Origin of the sequence: Pseudomonas sp. NFACC43 (assembly GCF_900119645.1) — a bacterium.
Classification (GTDB): Bacteria; Pseudomonadota; Gammaproteobacteria; order Pseudomonadales; family Pseudomonadaceae; genus Aquipseudomonas.
This window is the reverse complement of record NZ_FPKK01000003.1, coordinates 13,107-30,468: the sequence shown is the minus strand read 5'-3', so window position 1 is coordinate 30,468 and position 17,362 is coordinate 13,107. Positions and strand designations below refer to the sequence as shown.

The following is a 17,362-nucleotide window of genomic DNA, read 5'->3' as shown; positions in this document are numbered from 1 at the left end:
TCGACCGGGCAGGCGATAATGCGGGACTCTTTTGATGCCGTACAAGGAAATTGCGCCGCGATGTTCGAGATCAAACCGTGGGATGCGGGGCTTTACCGAAAGCAGACCCGCCGCAGCACCCTCATCGTCGCCGTGACGTTCCTGGCGCTGGCGATGTTGCTGTCCAGCCTGGCCGTGATGCTGTTCGGTACCCCCGGGGGGGATAATTTTCGCTTCAATCTCGCAGGGGTCATTGCCGCCATGCTAGCGATGGCAGCGCTGATGCGCCTGTATTTCTGGTCGCAGCCGTGGATGGCCGCCGCGGTGTATGGCTGGCAGCTCAAGCGCAGCCTGATGAGCGTCACCAACATGATGCACCAGGTGACGGCCGGTGTGCAGGCCCGGGACCCGGCGGCCATGAAACTGCTGCGGTTCTATCACCTGGGGCTGGCCCAGATGCATCGGCTGGACGCCAACTCCAGCGCCCAGGGCTCACTGGCCCGGGAGGCCGACGAGCATCTGGCGCAGATGCAGGCGCTGGGCCTGGACACCGAACAGTCGCGCCTGGACCCGGCCTGGATCGAGGCGGTGAAACGCAGCTACAGCGAGCGCTGATTGACCCGCTGCGACAGCGCCTGTGCCGACTCCTTGCGTTCGGAGTAACGGTCCACCAGGTCCGGGCGATCACGCAGCAGCACGGTGAATCTCACCAGTTCCTCCATCACGTCCACCACCCGGTCATACAGGGCCGAGGGCTTCATGCGGTCCTGTTCGTCGAACTCCAGGAATGCCTTGGGCACCGATGACTGGTTGGGGATGGTGAACATGCGCATCCAGCGTCCCAGCACTCGTAGCTGGTTGACCGTATTGAACGACTGCGAGCCACCGGACACTTGCATCACCGCCAGCGTCTTGCCCTGGGTCGGACGCACGGCGCCCATGGCCAGGGGCACCCAGTCGATCTGCGCCTTGAACACCGCCGACATCGAACCATGCCGCTCCGGGGAGCACCACACCTGGCCTTCGGACCAGGTCATCAGCTCCAGCAGTTCCTGAACCTTGGGATGGCTGGTGGGAGCGTCATCGGGCAACGGCAGCCCCGAGGGATTGAAAATGCGTGTTTCGGCGCCGAAATGCTCCAGCAGGCGTGCCGCTTCCTGCACCAGCAGACGGCTGAACGAGCGCGGACGGGTGGAGCCGTAGAGCAGGAGGATACGGGGCTTGTGAGGGCCATCGCTGGCGCCGGGGATAGGACGGGACAGCGCGGTATCGAGGTTGGGCAGGTGGTCGGTCATGGGAACTCCGGATCAGAAAGGTACCGATGCGAGCCTTCTCGGGCATAGTGAAGAACCCTCATCTGGCGGTCCCGATAGGCTAGAGGGCAGGTCGTGTCGAGTATATATGGATAATCGAATATATGAAGTTTCATATCTTTGGTCCCGTGTAGGACGGCCATGCCAGATGCCACCATTCGTCGGTTGCACAATCAGGAAAATCAAACCCGCGGCACCCAGCGTCTTTCTCATGAACAGTCATGCAAAGGAGAGACGACATGTCAGGACGAATGACGCACGGAACCTGGGCTGTGCTGTGGGCTGCGGCTGTGGGGCTTGTTGGTTGTGCCGGTGGCAACAGCCATTCGCCGGTGGATGTGCCAGGTGCCGCGAAGACACCGACCACCGCGATACTGGAGGCGGGGGCGGACATGCTGCAGGACAAACCTCCACTGCAGGCCCTGAACACCTACCTCGATGGCTTTCATTTCTATAACGGGCGGATGTCCGAGCAGATGGAGGCCCATCACTACTGCTCGGCGTTGAACGAAGAGGTGTTCCAGTGCGCCATCTTCGACGGCAATACGGTCGATGCCAAGCTGATGGGGGTGGAGTACATCATCAGCAAGCGTTTGTTCGAGGGCCTGCCGGCCAGTGAAAAACAGCTGTGGCATAGCCATGTGCACGAGGTGAAATCCGGGCAACTGGTGGCCCCGGGTATTGCTCAGGCAGCGGAGAACCGCCTGATGCAGAACCTGGTGAGTACCTACGGCAAGACCTGGCATACCTGGCATGGCAAGGACCTGCCTTACGGCGTGCCGCAATTGATGATGGGTTTCACCGCGGACGGCCAGATCGATCCGCAGCTCGTGCGCGAGCGTGACAGCCGAATGGGCCTGGACAGCGAGGCGAAAAAGCGCGCCCGGGCGGGCATCGTCGCTCCAGCGATAGACCCCGGCGCGGATGCCTGGCGCAATGGAAAGGTGTGGCAGATCGAGGGGCCCATGGGGGAACATGCCCATTAGATTCCGTAGGGGAAGTGCCGGATGGTCCCTTGGTAACTTTCGTTCACAGCCTGAGCAATAGGTTCTGCCTGAATATATTCCAGGCAGAACCTATTGCTTATGAATAGAAGGGACAGTGCCCAGAACGCACCAGCGACGAAAGTAATAAAGTTATATCGGAATTGTTAAGAAAACCGGAAGTTGCTCAGGGTTGTTTGAAATGTCCGGGCACGCCATGTTCTTCTTCGGTCGGCCTGGTTCTCTTCTGAACTTGGATATCACTGAGTTCGGCGCTTTTGAGTTCGCTGAAAGAAATCCGCAGCAGCGCTTCGGCTTCGTCGACGCTCAGGGTTTCGGAATCGGCCTCCAGCACCCGGCTGTCGGGTTGACCGTTGGCGATGAAGCTGACGATGAATCGTTCGTGGTTGCCCATGCTGACCTCGGTAGTCAAGCGCCAGGGCGCAGCAGGACTGCGCCCCAACGGTTTTCCGGGTTACGATTTCCTGCCGCCGCCATGGCTGCGTTCGCCACCTTTCCTACCGGCTTCAGAGGCTTTTTCCCGGTCGTTGGCAAAGTTGCCGCCCGAAGCATGTCCGCCTTTCTTGCCGGCTTCGGATGCTTTCTCACGGTCGTTTGCGAAGTTACCTGGGTTTTTGTTTCCGCTATTAGCCATTTCGAGATTCCTCATTTTGGTTAAGCGAGTAACTGCCTCGCATAATTGGGAAAGGAAAGCGCCGTGGGAAGTTTAAAAAAAACGTTTCGCTGGCGACGAACGGTTATTAAAGTTATACAGCCGTTGCGCTTGGAAGTTGTACAGGATTGATTGTTTTTATATACGTCGCGATAAACATTGGAGATATCAATGTCCTGCGGCGGTTCAGTCATCGCCGCCACTGACTTTCCAATGCTTGGCCTCCACGGGGAATATCACCTGCTCGACCCGGTGCGCAATGCCGAAGGCCAGGGAGTTCTCTGCCGGAATGACTCGCTCCTCGGCGCACAGGCATTTGAAGATATCCAGTTGGGTGGCGGCGCCGGCGGTTTCCTTGACGTAGATTTCCACATACCGCGCCACGTCGTTATCCAGGCTGGACAGGTATTCGCGCAGGCGCGAATGGTCCACCGATTTCTGACCGAAATACCAGTTCATGGGGTGGATCAGAAAGCGTGAGTGAGGCGTCGTGGTGCGGTCGCTGGCGGCCAGGTACATGACGATGCCCATCGATTCGATATTGCCGGCATTCACGGCGCGCACCGGCACGGGCAGGGACTTGATAAAGGTGTAGAGGGTAAAGCCGAAGTTGGTGCTGCCGCCGACGGTAGACAGGTTGAGCATCAGCGAGTCGGCGCCTTTTTCGATGGCTTCAAGGCAATTGTCCCGGAAGCGTTCCGTGGTTCCCTGATCGATCTGGCAATGAAAATGGACAATGTGTTCGGACATCTCAAACTCCTGTCGACTTCATTCGTTGAAGTGTCGGCGGATCGTGGCGCCGTACACTTGGGAGTCCGCTGGCTGTCGGATGTTCCTCTTTTTGTAGCGGGCCACTCAAGGCCTTTCCAGGGCTTGGCCGCTTCGGTCAGCAGGCGCTGGCGGCTTGCTGCACGCGCTGCAGATACATTGCCAGGGCGGCTTCCTCTTCGCTCAGGCCCTTGCGAGCACGGGGTCTGGGCAAGTCCCTCAAGGCGCCGAGCAGGAAACCTTCCAGCACGGCAGGGTGGATATAGCATTTACGACAGACGGTCGGCGTGTTGCCCAGTTGCCGGGCGACCTGCCTGACCATCTCGGCGACGTGCCGCTTGGCCTCGGTCTCGGTTTCCCAGCTCAGCGCCCGCAACCCGGCCAGCGCCGCCGCGCTGCCGGCCCAGGTGCGGTAGTCCTTGGCGGTGAAGTCGGCGCCGGTGAGGGTCTTGAGCCAGGCGTTGATATCGGAAGAGCTGATGGAGTGGCGCTCGCCGTTTTCGTCCAGGTACTGGAACAGGTTCTGGCCCGGCATTTCCTGGCAGCGCTTGATGATCCGCGCCAGGCGACGGTCCTTTACGGTGATCTGGTGTTCGACGCCGCTTTTACCTCGGAACTGGAAGGCGATGGCGCTGCCGTTGACCTCGACATGCTTGCTGCGCAGGGTGGTCAGGCCATAGGAACGGTTGTCCCGGGCGTACTGGGTGTTGCCGACGCGGATCAGCGTTACGTCCAGCAGGGTAATGACCGTGGCCATGACCTTGTCGCGGCTGAAGCCGGGTGTCGCCAGGATCGCCTCCAGGCGTTTGCGCAGGCGGGGCAGGGTGCGTCCGAACTCCAGCATCCGGGAATATTTGTCCGCATCGCGCACTTCGCGCCAGCGGGCATGGTAGCGGTACTGCTTGCGCCCGCGAGCATCGCGACCGGTCGCCTGGAGATGGCCGCGCGGGTCGGGGCAGATCCACACATCGGTGTAGGCCGGCGGCACCGCCAGGGCATTGAGACGCTGGATCTCGGCGGCGTCCGTGATGCGTTGGCCCTGGGGATCGAAATAACAGAACTTGCCCCGCAGTTTTCGGCGGGTGATGCCCGGCGTGGTGGTGTCGTCGACATAATGCAGGTCGGCCGGCAAAGCGGGTGGCAGGGTGTCGGGCATGAAGGAAATCCTTGGCGAATCCGGTGGCCTGTGAAGTCATTGACCGCAGCCCGTTGCGGTCGTGCCAGAATTCTGATGCCCCCGCCCCGCTGAAATTCCCGGCCTAGGCCAGTACCGCTACCGCCTTGATCTGGGCCCACAGTTGTTGCCCGGGATGCAGCTGCAACTGGTCGCGAGAGTAACGCGTGATGCGCGCCAGCAATGGCGTGCCGGCGGCTTCCAGGCGAATGAGCACATGGGCGGCGTTGTCGGCGGCCAGTTCGCTGACCACTGTGACCGGCAGGCGGTTGAGGATGCTGGTCTGGGTATCGTTGGCCAGGCTGAGGCTCACATCCCGGGCCTGAACCTTGAAGCGCAGCGCCTGGCCCGGGGCCAGCGGCGTGTGGGCCACACGAACGTCCAGCTGGCTGTCGGGCAGGGTCAGGCTGAGCAGTTGATAGTCGGCATCGTAGCCGCTGACTTCGCCCTGGATCACCACGCCGGCGTCATCCCCCAGGGCCAGCGGCAGGTCGAGCCGCGCCAGGGTTTCGCCGATGGGCCCGCTGGCCAGGGTACGACCGGCGTCCAGCAACACGATATGGTCGGCCAGACGCGCGACTTCGTCCTGGGAATGGCTGACATACAGCAGCGGGATGTCCAGTTCGTCATGAAGCCTTTGCAGATAAGGCAGGATCTCGTTCTTGCGCCGGCTATCGAGGGAGGCCAGAGGCTCATCCATCAGCAACAGGCGTGGACTGGTCAGCAAGGCCCGGGCGATGCCCACCCGCTGGCGTTCGCCTCCGGACAAGTGCTGCGGGCGCCGATCCAGCAAGTGCCCGATGCCCAGCAGTTCGGTCGCCTGGTCCATGCCCACCTTGCGCTGTGCCGGCGCGATCCGCTTGAGGCCGAACGTCAGGTTGGCCCTTACAGATAGATGGGCGAACAGGCTGGCCTCCTGGAACACATACCCCAGCGCCCGTTGATGGGGCGGCACGAACACGCCGCGATCGGTGTCTTGCCAGACCTGGCCATTGACCTCGATAAAGCCCCGTGCCGGCCGCTCCAGCCCTGCGATGCAACGCAGGCAGGTGGTCTTGCCGGAACCGGACTGACCGTACAGCGCCGTCACGCCACGGCCCGGCAACTGCACATCCAGGTCGAAGGAAAAGTCCCCGCGGTCGAGCTGAAAACGCGCTTGAATCATCGATCAGCTCCAGCCGGTCCGGGCTCTGCGACTGGAATACAGCGCCAGCAGCACAACGAAAGAGAACACCAGCATCGCCGCCGCCAGCCAGTGAGCCTGGGCGTACTCCAAGGCTTCGACATGGTCGTAGATCTGCACTGACACCACCCGGGTCTTTTCCGGAATGTTGCCGCCGATCATCAGCACCACGCCGAATTCGCCTACCGTGTGGGCGAAACCGAGAATGGCGGCGGTGATGAAGCCCGGCCGGGCCAGGGGCAGGATGACGCTGAAGAAGGTATCCCAGGGGCCGGCGCGCAGGGTGGCGGCGACCTCCAGCGGACGGCTGCCGATGGCGGCGAAGGCATTTTGTAGCGGTTGCACCACGAACGGCATGGAATAGATCACCGAACCGATCACCAGCCCGGTGAAGCTGAAGGTGAAGGTGCCCAGGCCGAGGGCCTGGGTGAGCTGGCCAAGCCAGCCATTCGGCCCCATCGCCAGCAATAGATAGAAGCCGATGACCGTGGGGGGCAGCACCAGCGGCAGGGCCACCACGGCTCCCACCGGTCCGCGTAGCCAGGAACGGGTACGCGATAGCCACAAAGCGATGGGCGTGCCGATGAGCAGCAGGATCACCGTGGTCACTGAGGCCAGTTGGAGGGTCAGCCAGATGGCGGCGTAGTCGGCATTGTCCAGTGGCATTTAGCGTTGATAACCGTAGGCCTGGAGGATGGCGGCGGCTTGCGGCCCCTTGAGATAGTCCATCAAGGCCGTGGCGGCAGGGTTGTCCCGGCCCTTGCCGAGGATGACCGCGTCCTGCTTGATGGGATCATGCAACCGGGCCGGAACGATCCATGCCGAACCGCTGGTGAGCTTGCCGTCCTTGTAGACCTGGGACAAGGCCACGAAGCCGAGCTCGGCGTTGCCGGTGGACACGAACTGGTAGGCCTGGGTGATGTTCTGGCCTTCGACGATCTTGTCCTTGACCTGCGTGGCCAGCCCCAGCCTGTCCAGCACCTGGGTCGCAGCCAGGCCGTAGGGCGCGGCTTTCGGGTTGGCGATGGACAGGTGCCGGAAAGCGTTGTCCTTGAGGGCCTGGCCGTTGTCATCGACATAGCCGGTCTTGGCCGACCACAGGGCCAGTGTTCCGATGGCGTAGGTGAAGCGCGAGCCCTTGACCGTGTCGCCTTCGGTTTCGAGCCTGGCCGGGGCGCTGTCGTCGGCGGCGAGGAAAACTTCGAACGGTGCGCCGTTCTTGATCTGGGTGTAGAACTGCCCGGTGGCGCCGTAGGCCGCGACCACCTTATGGCCGGTGGCTTTCTCGAAGTCGGCGGCGATGGCCTGGAGCGGCGCGGTGAAATTGGACGCCACCGCCACCTGCACCTCGGCCGCCTCGACGGTAGCAACGGTGCAGAGCGTGGTGAGCAGCAGCGCTGCAAGGTGGTTCAGGTGCATGGAGATGGCTCCGTAGGGGCAGGTTCGCTATTTCGCTATATAGTGGAATATATAGCGAACGGCTGGCAAACGGAACGCGGCATATTGTCGGGATCAGCGGCAGCGAGGATGCAAGGGCTGCCGCTCTCGTGAACAGTCGGCCACCAGCCGCTTCAGGCCCGGCCCCTGGCACTGAGCAACGCTAGTGCTTCCTCGGCCAGGCGCCGGGTCAGTTCGGCGCTTGGCAACTCGCGCCCCATGGGAAACGCCTGGCCGGCCCAGAGGTTGCTGAAGTCTGCTTCATCCTTGGCGCGCAGCGGCATCAACGCGCCGCCCGCCAGGGGAAAGGCCGGTGCCATCGGGCTCATCGGGCCCACTTCACGCATGACCCGGTTGACGATGCCCCGGGCCGGACGACCGGTGAACAGGTTGGTGACGGCGGTCTGGCTTTCCCTGGCCGTGCGCAGCGCACGGTGATGGGAGGCGCTGATCTTGGCCTCGGGTGTGAACAGGTAGGCGCTGCCCAGTTGCACTGCCGAGGCGCCCAGGGCGAACGCCGCGACGATCCCCCGGGCATCGCCGATACCGCCCGTTGCGATCACCGGTACCTTCACCGCATCCACCACCTGGGGCAACAGGGCGAACAGCCCGACCTGGGTATTGAGATCGTCACTGAGGAACATGCCGCGATGGCCGCCGGCCTCGTAGCCCATGGCGATGATTGCGTCACACCCGTGCTGTTCCAGCCAGATGGCTTCCTCGACGGTGGTCGCCGAAGAGAGGATTTTCGCGCCGGTGGCCTTTACCCGGTCCAGCAGGGATTTTTCCGGCAGGCCGAAGTGGAAGCTGACCACCTTGGGCCGCATTTCTTCCAGCACCCGGCAGGCTGCATCATCGAACGGCGTGCGGTTGGAAACAGGCGTCGGCGCCGCGAAATCGGCGCCCAGTTCCTCGTAGTAAGGCTTGAGTCGCTGCTTCCAGGCCTCGGCCCGCTGCTCATCGAACTGCGGTGGCTGGTGACAGAAAAAATTCACGTTGAACGGCTTGTCGGTCTGTTCGCCGATGGTGGTCAAGGCCTGGCGCAGTTGCTCGACATCCAGCATCGCCGCCGGCATCGAACCCAGCCCACCGGCATTGCAGGTGGCGACCACCATGGCCGGTCCGGTCACGCCGGCCAGCGGCCCCTGGATGATGGGCAGCTCGATACCGAGCAGGTCAAGGATGCGCGTGTCTGGCCATGAGTTCATGTGCGGGGCTCCGGTGGCGGAAGGAAACAGCCTTTTAGCAGGTGCGGCCCGGCCAGGGCCAGTCGAGTTTTTCAATCGAAGACGGCCGCTTGATCCTTGGAGAGGGCGGGTTACCATGCCTGCTTCACCGAAAAGGGAGCCTTAACCATGGACGTAAAACTCAAGGTCGTCGAACCGTTCACCGTGGCCGGTTTGCAGGTGCACACCCGCAACGCCGATGAGGAACGACCCGATACGGCGCGGATCGGCCCGATGTGGCAGCAATTTTTCAACGAGGGGTTGTTCGACAGGATCCCGGCCAGGCTGTCGGAGTCGTTCGTCTATGGGGTGTATTCCAACTACGAGTCAGACGCGACCGGGTATTTCGATGTGACGGCCGGCGTACAGGTCGACGCCACGAGTGCCGGTTTTCCCGCCGTGGCGATCGAGGGCGGTGACTACCTGGTGTTTTCCGCCCAGGGACCCATGCCCGACTGCGTGATCCAGACCTGGGGGCTGATCTGGGCGTACTTCGCGGACAATCCGCAGACGCTGCGTCGTTTCGCCACCGATTTCGAGGTGTATAGCGGCCCCGATTCGGTGGCGATCCACATCGGTGTTCAGTCCCCGGCCGAGCGCTCCAGCGCCAGCAACTGACGCTTGCGTTCCACGCCCCAGCGATAGCCCGACAGGTCGCCGTCGCTGCGCACCACCCGGTGGCAAGGGATCGCCACCGCCAGGCTGTTGGCGCCACAGGCCTGGGCCACGGCGCGTACGGCCTTGGGGTGGCCGATGCGCTGGGCGATCTCGGCGTAGCTGGCGGTACTGCCCACCGGGATGTCCCGCAAGGCTTGCCAGACCCGTTCCTGGAACGCCGTACCGCGCAGGTCCAGCGGCAAGTCCAGGCCCAGGGCCGGGGCTTCGACGAAGCCCACCACCTGCGCGACCAACTGCTCGAACGCCCGGTCGGCACCGATGAGGTTGGCGCGGCGGAACTTGTCCTGCAGATCCCGCACCAGCGCGTCGGGGTCGTCCCCCAACAGGATCGCGCACACGCCACGTTCACTTTGCGCCACCAGGATCGAGCCAAGGGAGCATTGGCCGACGGCGAAACGGATGTCGGTGTTCTGCCCGGCGGCGCGGTAGTCGGTGGGCTTCATGCCCAGGACCTTGTCGGCGGCTTCATAAAAGCGGCTGTTGGAATTGAAACCGGCGTCGTACAGCGCTTCGGTGATACTGCCGCCCTCGGCCAGGCGTTCGCGTACCTTGCGTGAACGGTGAGCGGCGGCATACGCCTTGGGGGTCAGGCCGGTCACGGCCTTGAAGACCCGATGAAAGTGAAAGGGGCTCAGGCCTGCGCCGTGTGCCAGTTCGTTCAGGCCAGGCAGTTCTTCGGCCTGCTCGATCTGTCGGCAGGCGGCCGCGACCCTGGCCGCTTGCTGGGCGGCAATCTGGGTCTGGTCCCTGGCCAGGCGCTTGCTGGGACGGTAACCGGCGGCCTGGGCCTGTTCCGGCGTGTCGAAGAATTCTACGTTACGTGGATTGGGCAGGCGCGACAGGCTGCTGGGGTGGCAATAGATGCCGGTGGTTTTCACGCCATAGACAAATTGCCCGTCGGCGCGCGGATCCCGGGCGAGCACGGCGGCCCAGCGTGGGTCCAGTTCAGGGGCGAGGGTATTGGAAGTGTCGTTCATGGTCGGTATGTCCATTGGCCCGTTTTGCCTACGGTAGCGAGCCTGTGATCGGGCGACACTCCGGGTCTTGCGGTTGAATTGCGCACCTTCATCCGGCGGTGCGGAACGTCAGGTTGATGCGCTGGGCGCCCAGGCGTGGATGCTCTCCAGCCTTGAGCGGCAATACGCCGTGGTAACGCAACCGGTCCACGCCACCCCAGACCACGATATCGCCATGGAACAGGGGGATGCGCAGGCTCCTGTCGCTGCGTTCGAACCCGCCGAACTGGAACATCGCCGGCAAGCCCAGGGACATCGAGACGATGGGGGCGGTCAGGGAGCGCTCGTTCTTGTCTTGATGCAACGACATCCGCGCGCCGGGCACGTAGCGGTTGATCAGGCAGGAGTCCGGCTCGAAATGTTCGAACCCTGCCTGCCGGGCGGCGGCCTGGGCCAGTTCGCGAAACGCCGCTGGCATGTCGGGCCAGGGGTGGCCGGTCTGTGGATCAGTGGCGCTGTAGCGGTAGCCGCTGCGGTCGGTGGTCCAGCCCAGGGCGCCACAACTGCTCAAGGCCACTGACATGGTAAAGCCGCCGGGCGTGACCATCTGCCGGAACGGCGCGGCCTGCAGGATCGCTTCCAGGGCCGGCAGCAAGCGGTCGAGCCAGGGCAGGGCAAAGCCACGCAGCACGAACGACTGCTCGCCGATCCGCTCGACCTGACCGGGTGTTGTCGGTGTCTGGCCGGCGAACAGGTCCAGCGTGATCGGGGTATCGTCATTGCGCATCATGAAAAATGATTCCCAAGGTGTGTCGCCTGCCGTCGTTCACGCGGCTGACGCCATGGCGCATGTTCACCCGATAATACCCGCGAACGCCCTTGATGGGCCGCTGATGCACGGCGAACACCACCGCATCGCCCTGTTTCAGATCGATGACCTGGGGGCGCGATTGCATGCGCGGGCGTTGTTCGGTCAGCACGAACTCGCCGCCGGTAAAGTCCTGGCCCGGTGCCGACAGCAGGATCGCCACCTGCAACGGGAACACCTGCTCGCCGTACAGGTCCTGGTGCAGGCAGTTGTAGTCCTGCGGGCCGTATTGCAGCAACAGCGGGGTAGGTCGCAGCTGTCCGGCGGCATGGCAGCGCTGGATGAAATCGGAATGCCGGTCGGGGTATCGCGCTTCGATGCCCATGCAGGCATTCCAGCGGTTCGCCAGGGGCACCAGCCTCGGATACAACGCCTCACGCAGTTGCTGGACGAGGTCGGGCAACGGATAGCGGAAATACTGATATTCACCGCGTCCGAAACCGTGGCGGGCCATGATCACTTTTGAGCGAAAGCGCCCGGGTTCAGCATAGAGGCTGCTCAGCAATCGACATTGCGGGACGGATAACAGGTTGCGAATGATTGTGCTGCCGTCCTGGTCGAGACTGCGCTCAAGAGATGGCCAGTCAGCAATGCGCAGAGTGGGGGGCGGCGAGAAGTGGGGGATGGGGGAATCGAACATAATGATTAACCAGAGCGCAAAGGATTGTAAGTCTGGTGGACGATCTTAAGGCGGACACTCCGCAGCTTGCGGTTGAATCTGTGACCGCACCTGTCGTCTCTGACAGTATCCGGCGTGATTGCGCAGTGCTCAAATGTCCAGAGTCAGTGGTCATGATTCTTCATGACCTCCCCGTCCTGAGGCATAACATGATGAGCCGGAAAACCTTCATCCATCCACCAGGTATGCTCAGATTTACCTCTGACTTTCAATTGAAACTGTATGATCTGAGCATTGAAAATCCAACAGCGTCTCTGGAACGGCTTCGTGAGCCCACGATATTCTTGGGCAATAATCCCGCCTCGGTGGAAGAGGTGCGGGATGTGCCACCCTGGGGTACTTATTTGCCCGCAGAGAATATATATTCGGACGCTTACATTGAAATGCAGATAGAAACGGGCGATCTGCCGAAGACCGCACGGGTGAGCGTTCAATGGCGCGCAGTAGATGACCCTGGTGATAATGTTTCTACAACTCCTGTTGGAATCATCTGGCCTGAAAGGCTGCATATCGTTATTCCGAATGAAACGCTCCGTACCTTCGAGGGGCGTCAAGTCAACGTCAGCTATACGGTACATTTGGATAACGCAGACATCACATTCTTACCGTATCGCTTGGTGAATGTGACCAAGCGCCTTGTTTATTCTCATCCGGTTATCGAGGGCGTGACAGATGAAGGCCTGGATGTGTCTGCATATCCACATGGGCTGACAGTCAATCTTGCTGCTATAGAAAATGGCCAGCCTTATCAAAGGATCGGTTGTTCCTGGGGGATCTTTCGAATGGACGGCGATTTATTGATTCCTTTGTACGACCTACAGCAATCTATTCCGTACGAAGCCGGTACCAAGTATCAATACGCCATTCCGCCCGAGGCCTATACCGGGTTTCCCCATGATGCCTTTTGCATGTGTTTTTGCTCATTAAGGCTTGTTCCCTATCTATCCATATACGGATGGGGGCTCGGTGGGCGCACGTTTCCTCTTATCACAGGGAAGGGGTCTATGTAGGACTGATCGAAGGCTTGGTCAATTCTGTGAACTGTTTCTGGGTCATGCCGGTCGTTCTTCTGGCAGGCGTCACCTGGGGGCAGGGAGGTGTTCTCGAAGAAGCGGCGTACGATATCCTGATCGCCAATTATCGGCCTGAAGGCCATTTATCCGATATCTTGGGATGGCCTGATACGTGGTATCGGGCCAGGCGTGGCCATGTCGATGACAAGTATGGATATGTAAAAAATCTGGCTGGCACAACGGGGGTCGAACTTAAGAGTACCCATTACCCTGCCGTACAGCATGTTGCAGCCCGTGCAGATATGCCGGTAAACATTGACGTTGCCGCAGAGCAGGGGAGCAAAAGCGACGGTGCGTGACTAGATAGGACCCTCGTTTCATTCGGACTGATGGGTTCCGTTTCTCGTCAGCCGACCAGGCCGTTCGTCTTGTCCTCTGCTTACCTGTCAGTACTGACAGTAGCCAGCCCTCTTGCATCGGCGCTCTCATATCTCCACGCCCTGACGCGTCACTTATGAGGACCCCGATCATGCCCCCTTCATCGACACCCGCCGACCAGACCGTCCTTCTGGAAAAACCCGACCTGCCGCGCGCCACTCGCCCCGTGGTGGGTGGCGATTTCGGGGTGCCCAAGCATATCTATGACCAGGAGCCCGCGGGCTGCAAGGTCGCGGTGTTGCCTTATACAAACCAGACAGGCGGGGAGAACGTCTCGATCAACCTCAATGGCGAGACGAACATCGACAACCGGGACACGCTGGGCACCGACGACACGGTGGAGCTGTACATTCCCCATGGAAAACTATTGGCCAACGCAGTCAATCGACTGACCTACACCATAAGGCGTCTCAGCGGTGTCGTTGAAACCTCCGATCCTCCTGCGGAGATTCTGTATAACCAGATCCGCCCTGGTAACGAGGATCGCTCGCCCGGCGATGGTGCACACTCGGAGCTGGAATTGATCCTGCCGGATGAAATCAAGAACGGCATAGGGCCGGGGTTCACCCGGGCGACGGTGTGCGTGAGTTACCCCTATTGCCGGGCGCACGACCGCATCCGGCTCAATTGCAACGGCAAGGATGTGATTCGTACCGTACTGGAAAGCGAGGCTCCTGCGCCGCCGGACCACGGCTCGGCAACGCCTACCACGATCTGCTTCGATGTCACCAGCGCCGACCTGGGCGAGGATCATCCCGAGTTCATGTTTTCCTTCACGGTCACCGACCAGTTGGGCAACTCGCCGGACCTTGACTCACCCTTTTCGGCAATACAGATCGTGGACGTGGACCAGGCCGGCCTTCGACTGCCGGTGCCGATCCCGCGGGAAATCGCCAGCGACGGAACCGACGATCCCAGCACCATCGACCTCGACAAGCTGGGCACCAACCCGCTGTTGTTGATCATCTTGACCGGTGACTCACGCTTCCTGCCGGGGGATACGATCGAGGCGACCTACGTCGCGAAGGTGGCAGGCCAGCCGAATGTCACCCACAGCGAGACGGGAACGGTCGAAACCGATGGTTTTGGGCAGAAACAGGCCTGTGTGCTGGAAATTCCCAACGACAAGGTTATTCCGGACAGCACGGTAGAAATGTCCTACAAACTGTTCAGGGGCACGACACTGATAGGTACCTCAAAAACGGCCCATGCGACCGTGATCGGGCAAGGTGCGCCGGAGATAGAGCCTGTGATCACTCGGATAGAGGATTCCAGGGGGGAGGAGATAGTGGAGGGAGGAATCACCGTCGATACCACGGTCAAACTCTTCGGAACTGCCCTTTAAGCAATCAACCCTGCAAACAGGGGCTGGACGGGCTGCCGTAACCGGGATCGACGGGTCCCCGTCATTGCCCTGCCACGAAAGCCCGAGCCCTTCACAATGCCTTACTGACCTTGACGTCAGTAATCTCATCGTTGGCCTGGCCGTGCTGCGCCTGCAGCACGGCCCGGGCTTCTTCTTCGGTTCCGGTTTCCAGTTGCGCGAATTCGAAACGGCGCTCGCCATTGAGCTTGTACTTGATGACGTATTTGGTCGTCTGGTCCACGGTTTTACCTGCAGTTGAAGTGTGGGCGATATTCAGCTCAGTTTGGAGTTGGAGCGCCGGATGATCTTGATCTTGTGGGTCAGGTTCGGCTTGCGCGTGACGCTGATGGCCCGGCGGCTGACGGTGTCGATGGTGATGTTCCAGAAACCGGTGCTCGGGGCGGTGATTTTCGCGGGGAATTTATCGAACGCGCCGCCATGGTAAGTGTGCCGCCCACCATTCTTGAAACTGCGGAAATTGGCGTCGCTCATCAGGCGGATGTTGCACATTTGGGAGCATTCGATGACAACAATGTCGTCTTCGTTGAGGTGCTCGCGCTGGTGGATGAATTTCATGGGCGCCTCCAGAAGGGCTTTTCTACACGATCAAAACGGCAGGGGGCTGCGATAGGCGGGCAGTTTACCAGCACCGGCGACCAATAACCGACCCACGCCGGGGCTTTGTTCGTATGATGCAGTGGCGTGGAACAAAAAAAGCGTCGTGCGCCGGAGAAAAACACCGTTTGCATTGTCGGAGGGTCTTTATCGGAGGATTGATATGAAGCGTTGCGTGTGGGTGTTGGCATTGGCCTTGGGTGGATGTGCATCGGTATCGGACATCAACCAGACGCCGCCCACCATGAGCTTCATCTCCGGCAAGAAGCCCCATGAGTACGCTCGCTGTGTTGCCGACAGACTGGCCGACAGCCGCGGGGCACTGCAGATGGAGCCTCACAAGAACGGCGTGCGGTTGATCGTCCCAGGCAAACTGTCGTCTCTTCCGGCTGCGGTGTTCGACATCGAGGAGCGTTCCAGCGGCAGTGGCATCAAGCTGCACGAAAGCCTGTCCAATGTGCCGGTGCGCCCGGGTGATGTTCAGGACGCGGCCAACGCCTGCATTTCCGGTTGAGCCAGACGTTTTTTTCCATCAGCGGCTGATTCGGTCATTTCTTGCGGCGGCTGCGGGCTGGAGCCTGTTCACGTTCCTTGGCCGCCGGGGCAGGGCGTTCGTCCTGGAAAACCGCCGCCACTTCCACCGCCATCGTCTTGCTGGGCAAGGGGCCGGCGACCTGTTCGCCGTGGTAGTTGACTATCCACCATTGCCCGTCCTTGTCCTGGGTGACTGAATAACCGTTTGCGTTTCGTGGTGCCGACATCTGCTGGCCTCGTTGGCGGAATCGAGGACGCATGATACGTCAAATGCACGCAAACGGTGCCCGGGACGCTTAATGGACACCGTTGAACCCCGGAAACGAAAGGCGATTGAACTATCCGCCGGTTTATTTCTCTATGATGGCATCGGTTAGCCAGTGCAGGCATTGTAAGGTGCCTACAGCCTGATTAGACTGCGCCGAATTTCGTCGTACACACCGCCTTTACAAGGATTCATATGATCAAGAAATGCTTGTTCCCAGCAGCCGGTTACGGTACTCGCTTCCTGCCAGCGACTAAAGCCATGCCCAAAGAAATGCTGCCGGTGGTGAACAAGCCACTGATCCAGTACGGTGTCGAAGAAGCCCTCGATGCGGGCCTGAATGAAATCTCCATCGTGACTGGCCGTGGCAAGCGTGCCCTGGAAGACCATTTCGACATCAGCTACGAGCTGGAAAACCAGATCAAGGGCACCGACAAGGAGAAATACCTGGTCGGCATCCGCAAGCTGCTGGACGAGTGTTCGTTCTCCTACACCCGCCAGACCGAAATGAAGGGCCTGGGCCACGCCATCCTGACCGGTCGTCCGCTGATCGGCGACGAACCCTTTGCCGTGGTGCTGGCGGACGACTTGTGCGTCAACCTGGAAGGCGACGGTGTCCTGACCCAGATGGTCAAGCTGTACAAGCAGTTCCGCTGCTCCATCGTGGCGATCCAGGAAGTCGATCCGCAGGAGACCAACAAGTACGGTGTGATCGCCGGCGAGATGATTCGCGACGACATCTACCGCGTCCACAGCATGGTTGAAAAGCCAAAGCCTGAAGATGCCCCGTCGAACCTGGCCATCATCGGTCGCTACATCCTGACCCCGGATATCTTCGACCTGATCGAACAGACCGAGCCAGGCAAGGGCGGCGAAATCCAGATCACCGACGCCCTGATGAAGCAGGCCCAGAACGGCTGCGTCATGGCCTACAAGTTCAAGGGCCGTCGTTTTGACTGTGGTGGCGCCGAAGGCTATATCGACGCGACCAACTTCTGCTTCGAGAACTTCTACAAGACCGGCAAGGCCTACTGATAGCCACCGTGCCTTGAAAAAACGCCCCGACTGGTTCGGGGCGTTTTTGTATGTGCAAAAAATATTCTGCTTTCCTCCACAAATTGACGAGGGGATTTATCCCCGTTGGGCTGCACGGCAGGCCCACTGCTGACCACTCAATCGAGTTCACATGCCGAGTTTCGATGGGGGAGTGCCGC

At 60.9% G+C, this 17,362-nt stretch carries 23 protein-coding genes; 8 read left to right on the top strand and 15 right to left on the bottom strand.

Going from position 1 to position 17,362, the window contains the following annotated elements:
* Positions 1–60: 60 nt before the first annotated feature.
* On the top strand, positions 61–594 hold the full coding sequence (locus BT179_RS06960) for a DUF3087 family protein (RefSeq protein WP_072399072.1): 534 nt from the start codon (positions 61–63) through the stop codon (positions 592–594).
* Here the strand turns inward: BT179_RS06960 and arsH are convergent.
* Positions 579–1,274, bottom strand: coding sequence for an arsenical resistance protein ArsH (gene arsH, locus BT179_RS06955; protein ID WP_072399070.1), 696 nt, complete (start codon positions 1,272–1,274; stop codon positions 579–581). The two genes, BT179_RS06960 and arsH, sit on opposite strands and share 16 nt — an antisense overlap.
* Before the next feature lie 257 nt (positions 1,275–1,531).
* Here arsH and BT179_RS06950 point away from each other — a divergent pair, with 257 nt between their 5' ends.
* Positions 1,532–2,278, top strand: coding sequence for an OBAP family protein (locus BT179_RS06950; RefSeq protein WP_072430595.1), 747 nt, complete (start codon positions 1,532–1,534; stop codon positions 2,276–2,278).
* 184 nt (positions 2,279–2,462) lie between these two features.
* Here the strand turns inward: BT179_RS06950 and BT179_RS06945 are convergent, their stop codons facing one another.
* The 8 genes from BT179_RS06945 to BT179_RS06910 all read right to left on the bottom strand — a co-directional run bounded on the left by BT179_RS06945 (position 2,463) and on the right by BT179_RS06910 (position 8,718).
* Positions 2,463–2,690: a hypothetical protein gene (locus BT179_RS06945; protein ID WP_072399066.1), complete on the bottom strand. Its 228-nt coding sequence runs from the start codon at positions 2,688–2,690 to the stop codon at positions 2,463–2,465.
* 60 nt (positions 2,691–2,750) lie between these two features.
* Positions 2,751–2,930 carry a con-10 family general stress protein gene (locus BT179_RS06940; RefSeq protein WP_003182983.1) on the bottom strand — a complete coding sequence of 60 codons (180 nt, stop codon included), beginning with the start codon at positions 2,928–2,930 and terminating at the stop codon, positions 2,751–2,753.
* A 204-nt stretch (positions 2,931–3,134) separates the two neighbouring features.
* Complete coding sequence (locus BT179_RS06935) at positions 3,135–3,698, bottom strand: ATP-dependent Clp protease proteolytic subunit (protein ID WP_072399064.1); 564 nt, start codon at positions 3,696–3,698, stop codon at positions 3,135–3,137.
* A gap of 136 nt (positions 3,699–3,834) precedes the next feature.
* On the bottom strand, positions 3,835–4,872 hold the full coding sequence (locus BT179_RS06930; RefSeq protein WP_072399062.1) for a DNA topoisomerase IB: 1,038 nt from the start codon (positions 4,870–4,872) through the stop codon (positions 3,835–3,837).
* A gap of 103 nt (positions 4,873–4,975) precedes the next feature.
* Positions 4,976–6,055, bottom strand: coding sequence for a molybdenum ABC transporter ATP-binding protein (gene modC, locus BT179_RS06925; RefSeq protein ID WP_072399060.1), 1,080 nt, complete (start codon positions 6,053–6,055; stop codon positions 4,976–4,978).
* A 3-nt stretch (positions 6,056–6,058) separates the two neighbouring features.
* Complete coding sequence (gene modB / locus BT179_RS06920) at positions 6,059–6,739, bottom strand: molybdate ABC transporter permease subunit (protein WP_072399059.1); 681 nt, start codon at positions 6,737–6,739, stop codon at positions 6,059–6,061.
* A complete protein-coding gene (gene modA / locus BT179_RS06915; protein ID WP_072430594.1) occupies positions 6,740–7,492 on the bottom strand; it encodes a molybdate ABC transporter substrate-binding protein in 753 nt (250 codons plus the stop codon). It lies immediately after the preceding gene.
* A 152-nt stretch (positions 7,493–7,644) separates the two neighbouring features.
* Positions 7,645–8,718, bottom strand: coding sequence for an NAD(P)H-dependent flavin oxidoreductase (locus BT179_RS06910; RefSeq protein ID WP_072399055.1), 1,074 nt, complete (start codon positions 8,716–8,718; stop codon positions 7,645–7,647).
* Between the two features lie 147 nt (positions 8,719–8,865).
* Between BT179_RS06910 and BT179_RS06905 the strand changes: the two genes are divergently transcribed.
* On the top strand, positions 8,866–9,354 hold the full coding sequence (locus BT179_RS06905) for a GyrI-like domain-containing protein (protein WP_072430593.1): 489 nt from the start codon (positions 8,866–8,868) through the stop codon (positions 9,352–9,354).
* On the opposite strand, the gene ada is transcribed toward BT179_RS06905, so the two are convergent.
* The 3 genes from ada to BT179_RS06890 all read right to left on the bottom strand — a co-directional run bounded on the left by ada (position 9,318) and on the right by BT179_RS06890 (position 11,878).
* Positions 9,318–10,391, bottom strand: coding sequence for a bifunctional DNA-binding transcriptional regulator/O6-methylguanine-DNA methyltransferase Ada (gene ada / locus BT179_RS06900; RefSeq protein ID WP_072430592.1), 1,074 nt, complete (start codon positions 10,389–10,391; stop codon positions 9,318–9,320). The genes BT179_RS06905 and ada overlap by 37 nt on opposite strands.
* Positions 10,392–10,479: 88 nt before the next feature.
* Complete coding sequence (gene alkB / locus BT179_RS06895) at positions 10,480–11,160, bottom strand: DNA oxidative demethylase AlkB (protein ID WP_371128584.1); 681 nt, start codon at positions 11,158–11,160, stop codon at positions 10,480–10,482.
* The gene (locus BT179_RS06890; RefSeq protein WP_072430591.1) at positions 11,147–11,878 is read right to left on the bottom strand and encodes a 2OG-Fe(II) oxygenase; all 732 of its coding nucleotides are present in this window, start codon (positions 11,876–11,878) and stop codon (positions 11,147–11,149) included. Before BT179_RS06890 ends, alkB begins: the two co-directional genes overlap by 14 nt.
* Positions 11,879–11,913: 35 nt before the next feature.
* Here BT179_RS06890 and BT179_RS26455 point away from each other — a divergent pair, with 35 nt between their 5' ends.
* From BT179_RS26455 to BT179_RS06875, 3 genes are all read left to right on the top strand, one after another.
* Positions 11,914–12,927: a hypothetical protein gene (locus BT179_RS26455; protein ID WP_072430590.1), complete on the top strand. Its 1,014-nt coding sequence runs from the start codon at positions 11,914–11,916 to the stop codon at positions 12,925–12,927.
* Between the two features lie 44 nt (positions 12,928–12,971).
* Positions 12,972–13,289 (top strand): hypothetical protein, encoded by a 318-nt coding sequence (locus BT179_RS06880; protein WP_072430589.1) that lies wholly within the window; start codon positions 12,972–12,974, stop codon positions 13,287–13,289.
* A gap of 170 nt (positions 13,290–13,459) precedes the next feature.
* Positions 13,460–14,713 (top strand): hypothetical protein, encoded by a 1,254-nt coding sequence (locus BT179_RS06875; RefSeq protein WP_072449234.1) that lies wholly within the window; start codon positions 13,460–13,462, stop codon positions 14,711–14,713.
* 91 nt (positions 14,714–14,804) lie between these two features.
* Here the strand turns inward: BT179_RS06875 and BT179_RS26720 are convergent, their stop codons facing one another.
* Both BT179_RS26720 and BT179_RS06870 read right to left on the bottom strand, forming a co-directional pair.
* Positions 14,805–14,975, bottom strand: coding sequence for a hypothetical protein (locus tag BT179_RS26720; protein ID WP_092182102.1), 171 nt, complete (start codon positions 14,973–14,975; stop codon positions 14,805–14,807).
* 32 nt (positions 14,976–15,007) lie between these two features.
* On the bottom strand, positions 15,008–15,310 hold the full coding sequence (locus BT179_RS06870; protein ID WP_072399040.1) for a DUF1883 domain-containing protein: 303 nt from the start codon (positions 15,308–15,310) through the stop codon (positions 15,008–15,010).
* Between the two features lie 202 nt (positions 15,311–15,512).
* Between BT179_RS06870 and BT179_RS06865 the strand changes: the two genes are divergently transcribed.
* Positions 15,513–15,863 (top strand): hypothetical protein, encoded by a 351-nt coding sequence (locus tag BT179_RS06865; protein WP_072399039.1) that lies wholly within the window; start codon positions 15,513–15,515, stop codon positions 15,861–15,863.
* A 34-nt stretch (positions 15,864–15,897) separates the two neighbouring features.
* Here the strand turns inward: BT179_RS06865 and BT179_RS06860 are convergent, their stop codons facing one another.
* Positions 15,898–16,110, bottom strand: a complete 213-nt coding sequence (locus tag BT179_RS06860; RefSeq protein ID WP_072399038.1) for a hypothetical protein — start codon at positions 16,108–16,110, stop codon at positions 15,898–15,900.
* A gap of 233 nt (positions 16,111–16,343) precedes the next feature.
* On the opposite strand from BT179_RS06860, the gene galU reads away from it, so the two are divergent.
* Complete coding sequence (gene galU, locus BT179_RS06855) at positions 16,344–17,183, top strand: UTP--glucose-1-phosphate uridylyltransferase GalU (RefSeq protein ID WP_072399037.1); 840 nt, start codon at positions 16,344–16,346, stop codon at positions 17,181–17,183.
* Positions 17,184–17,362 lie beyond the last annotated feature (179 nt).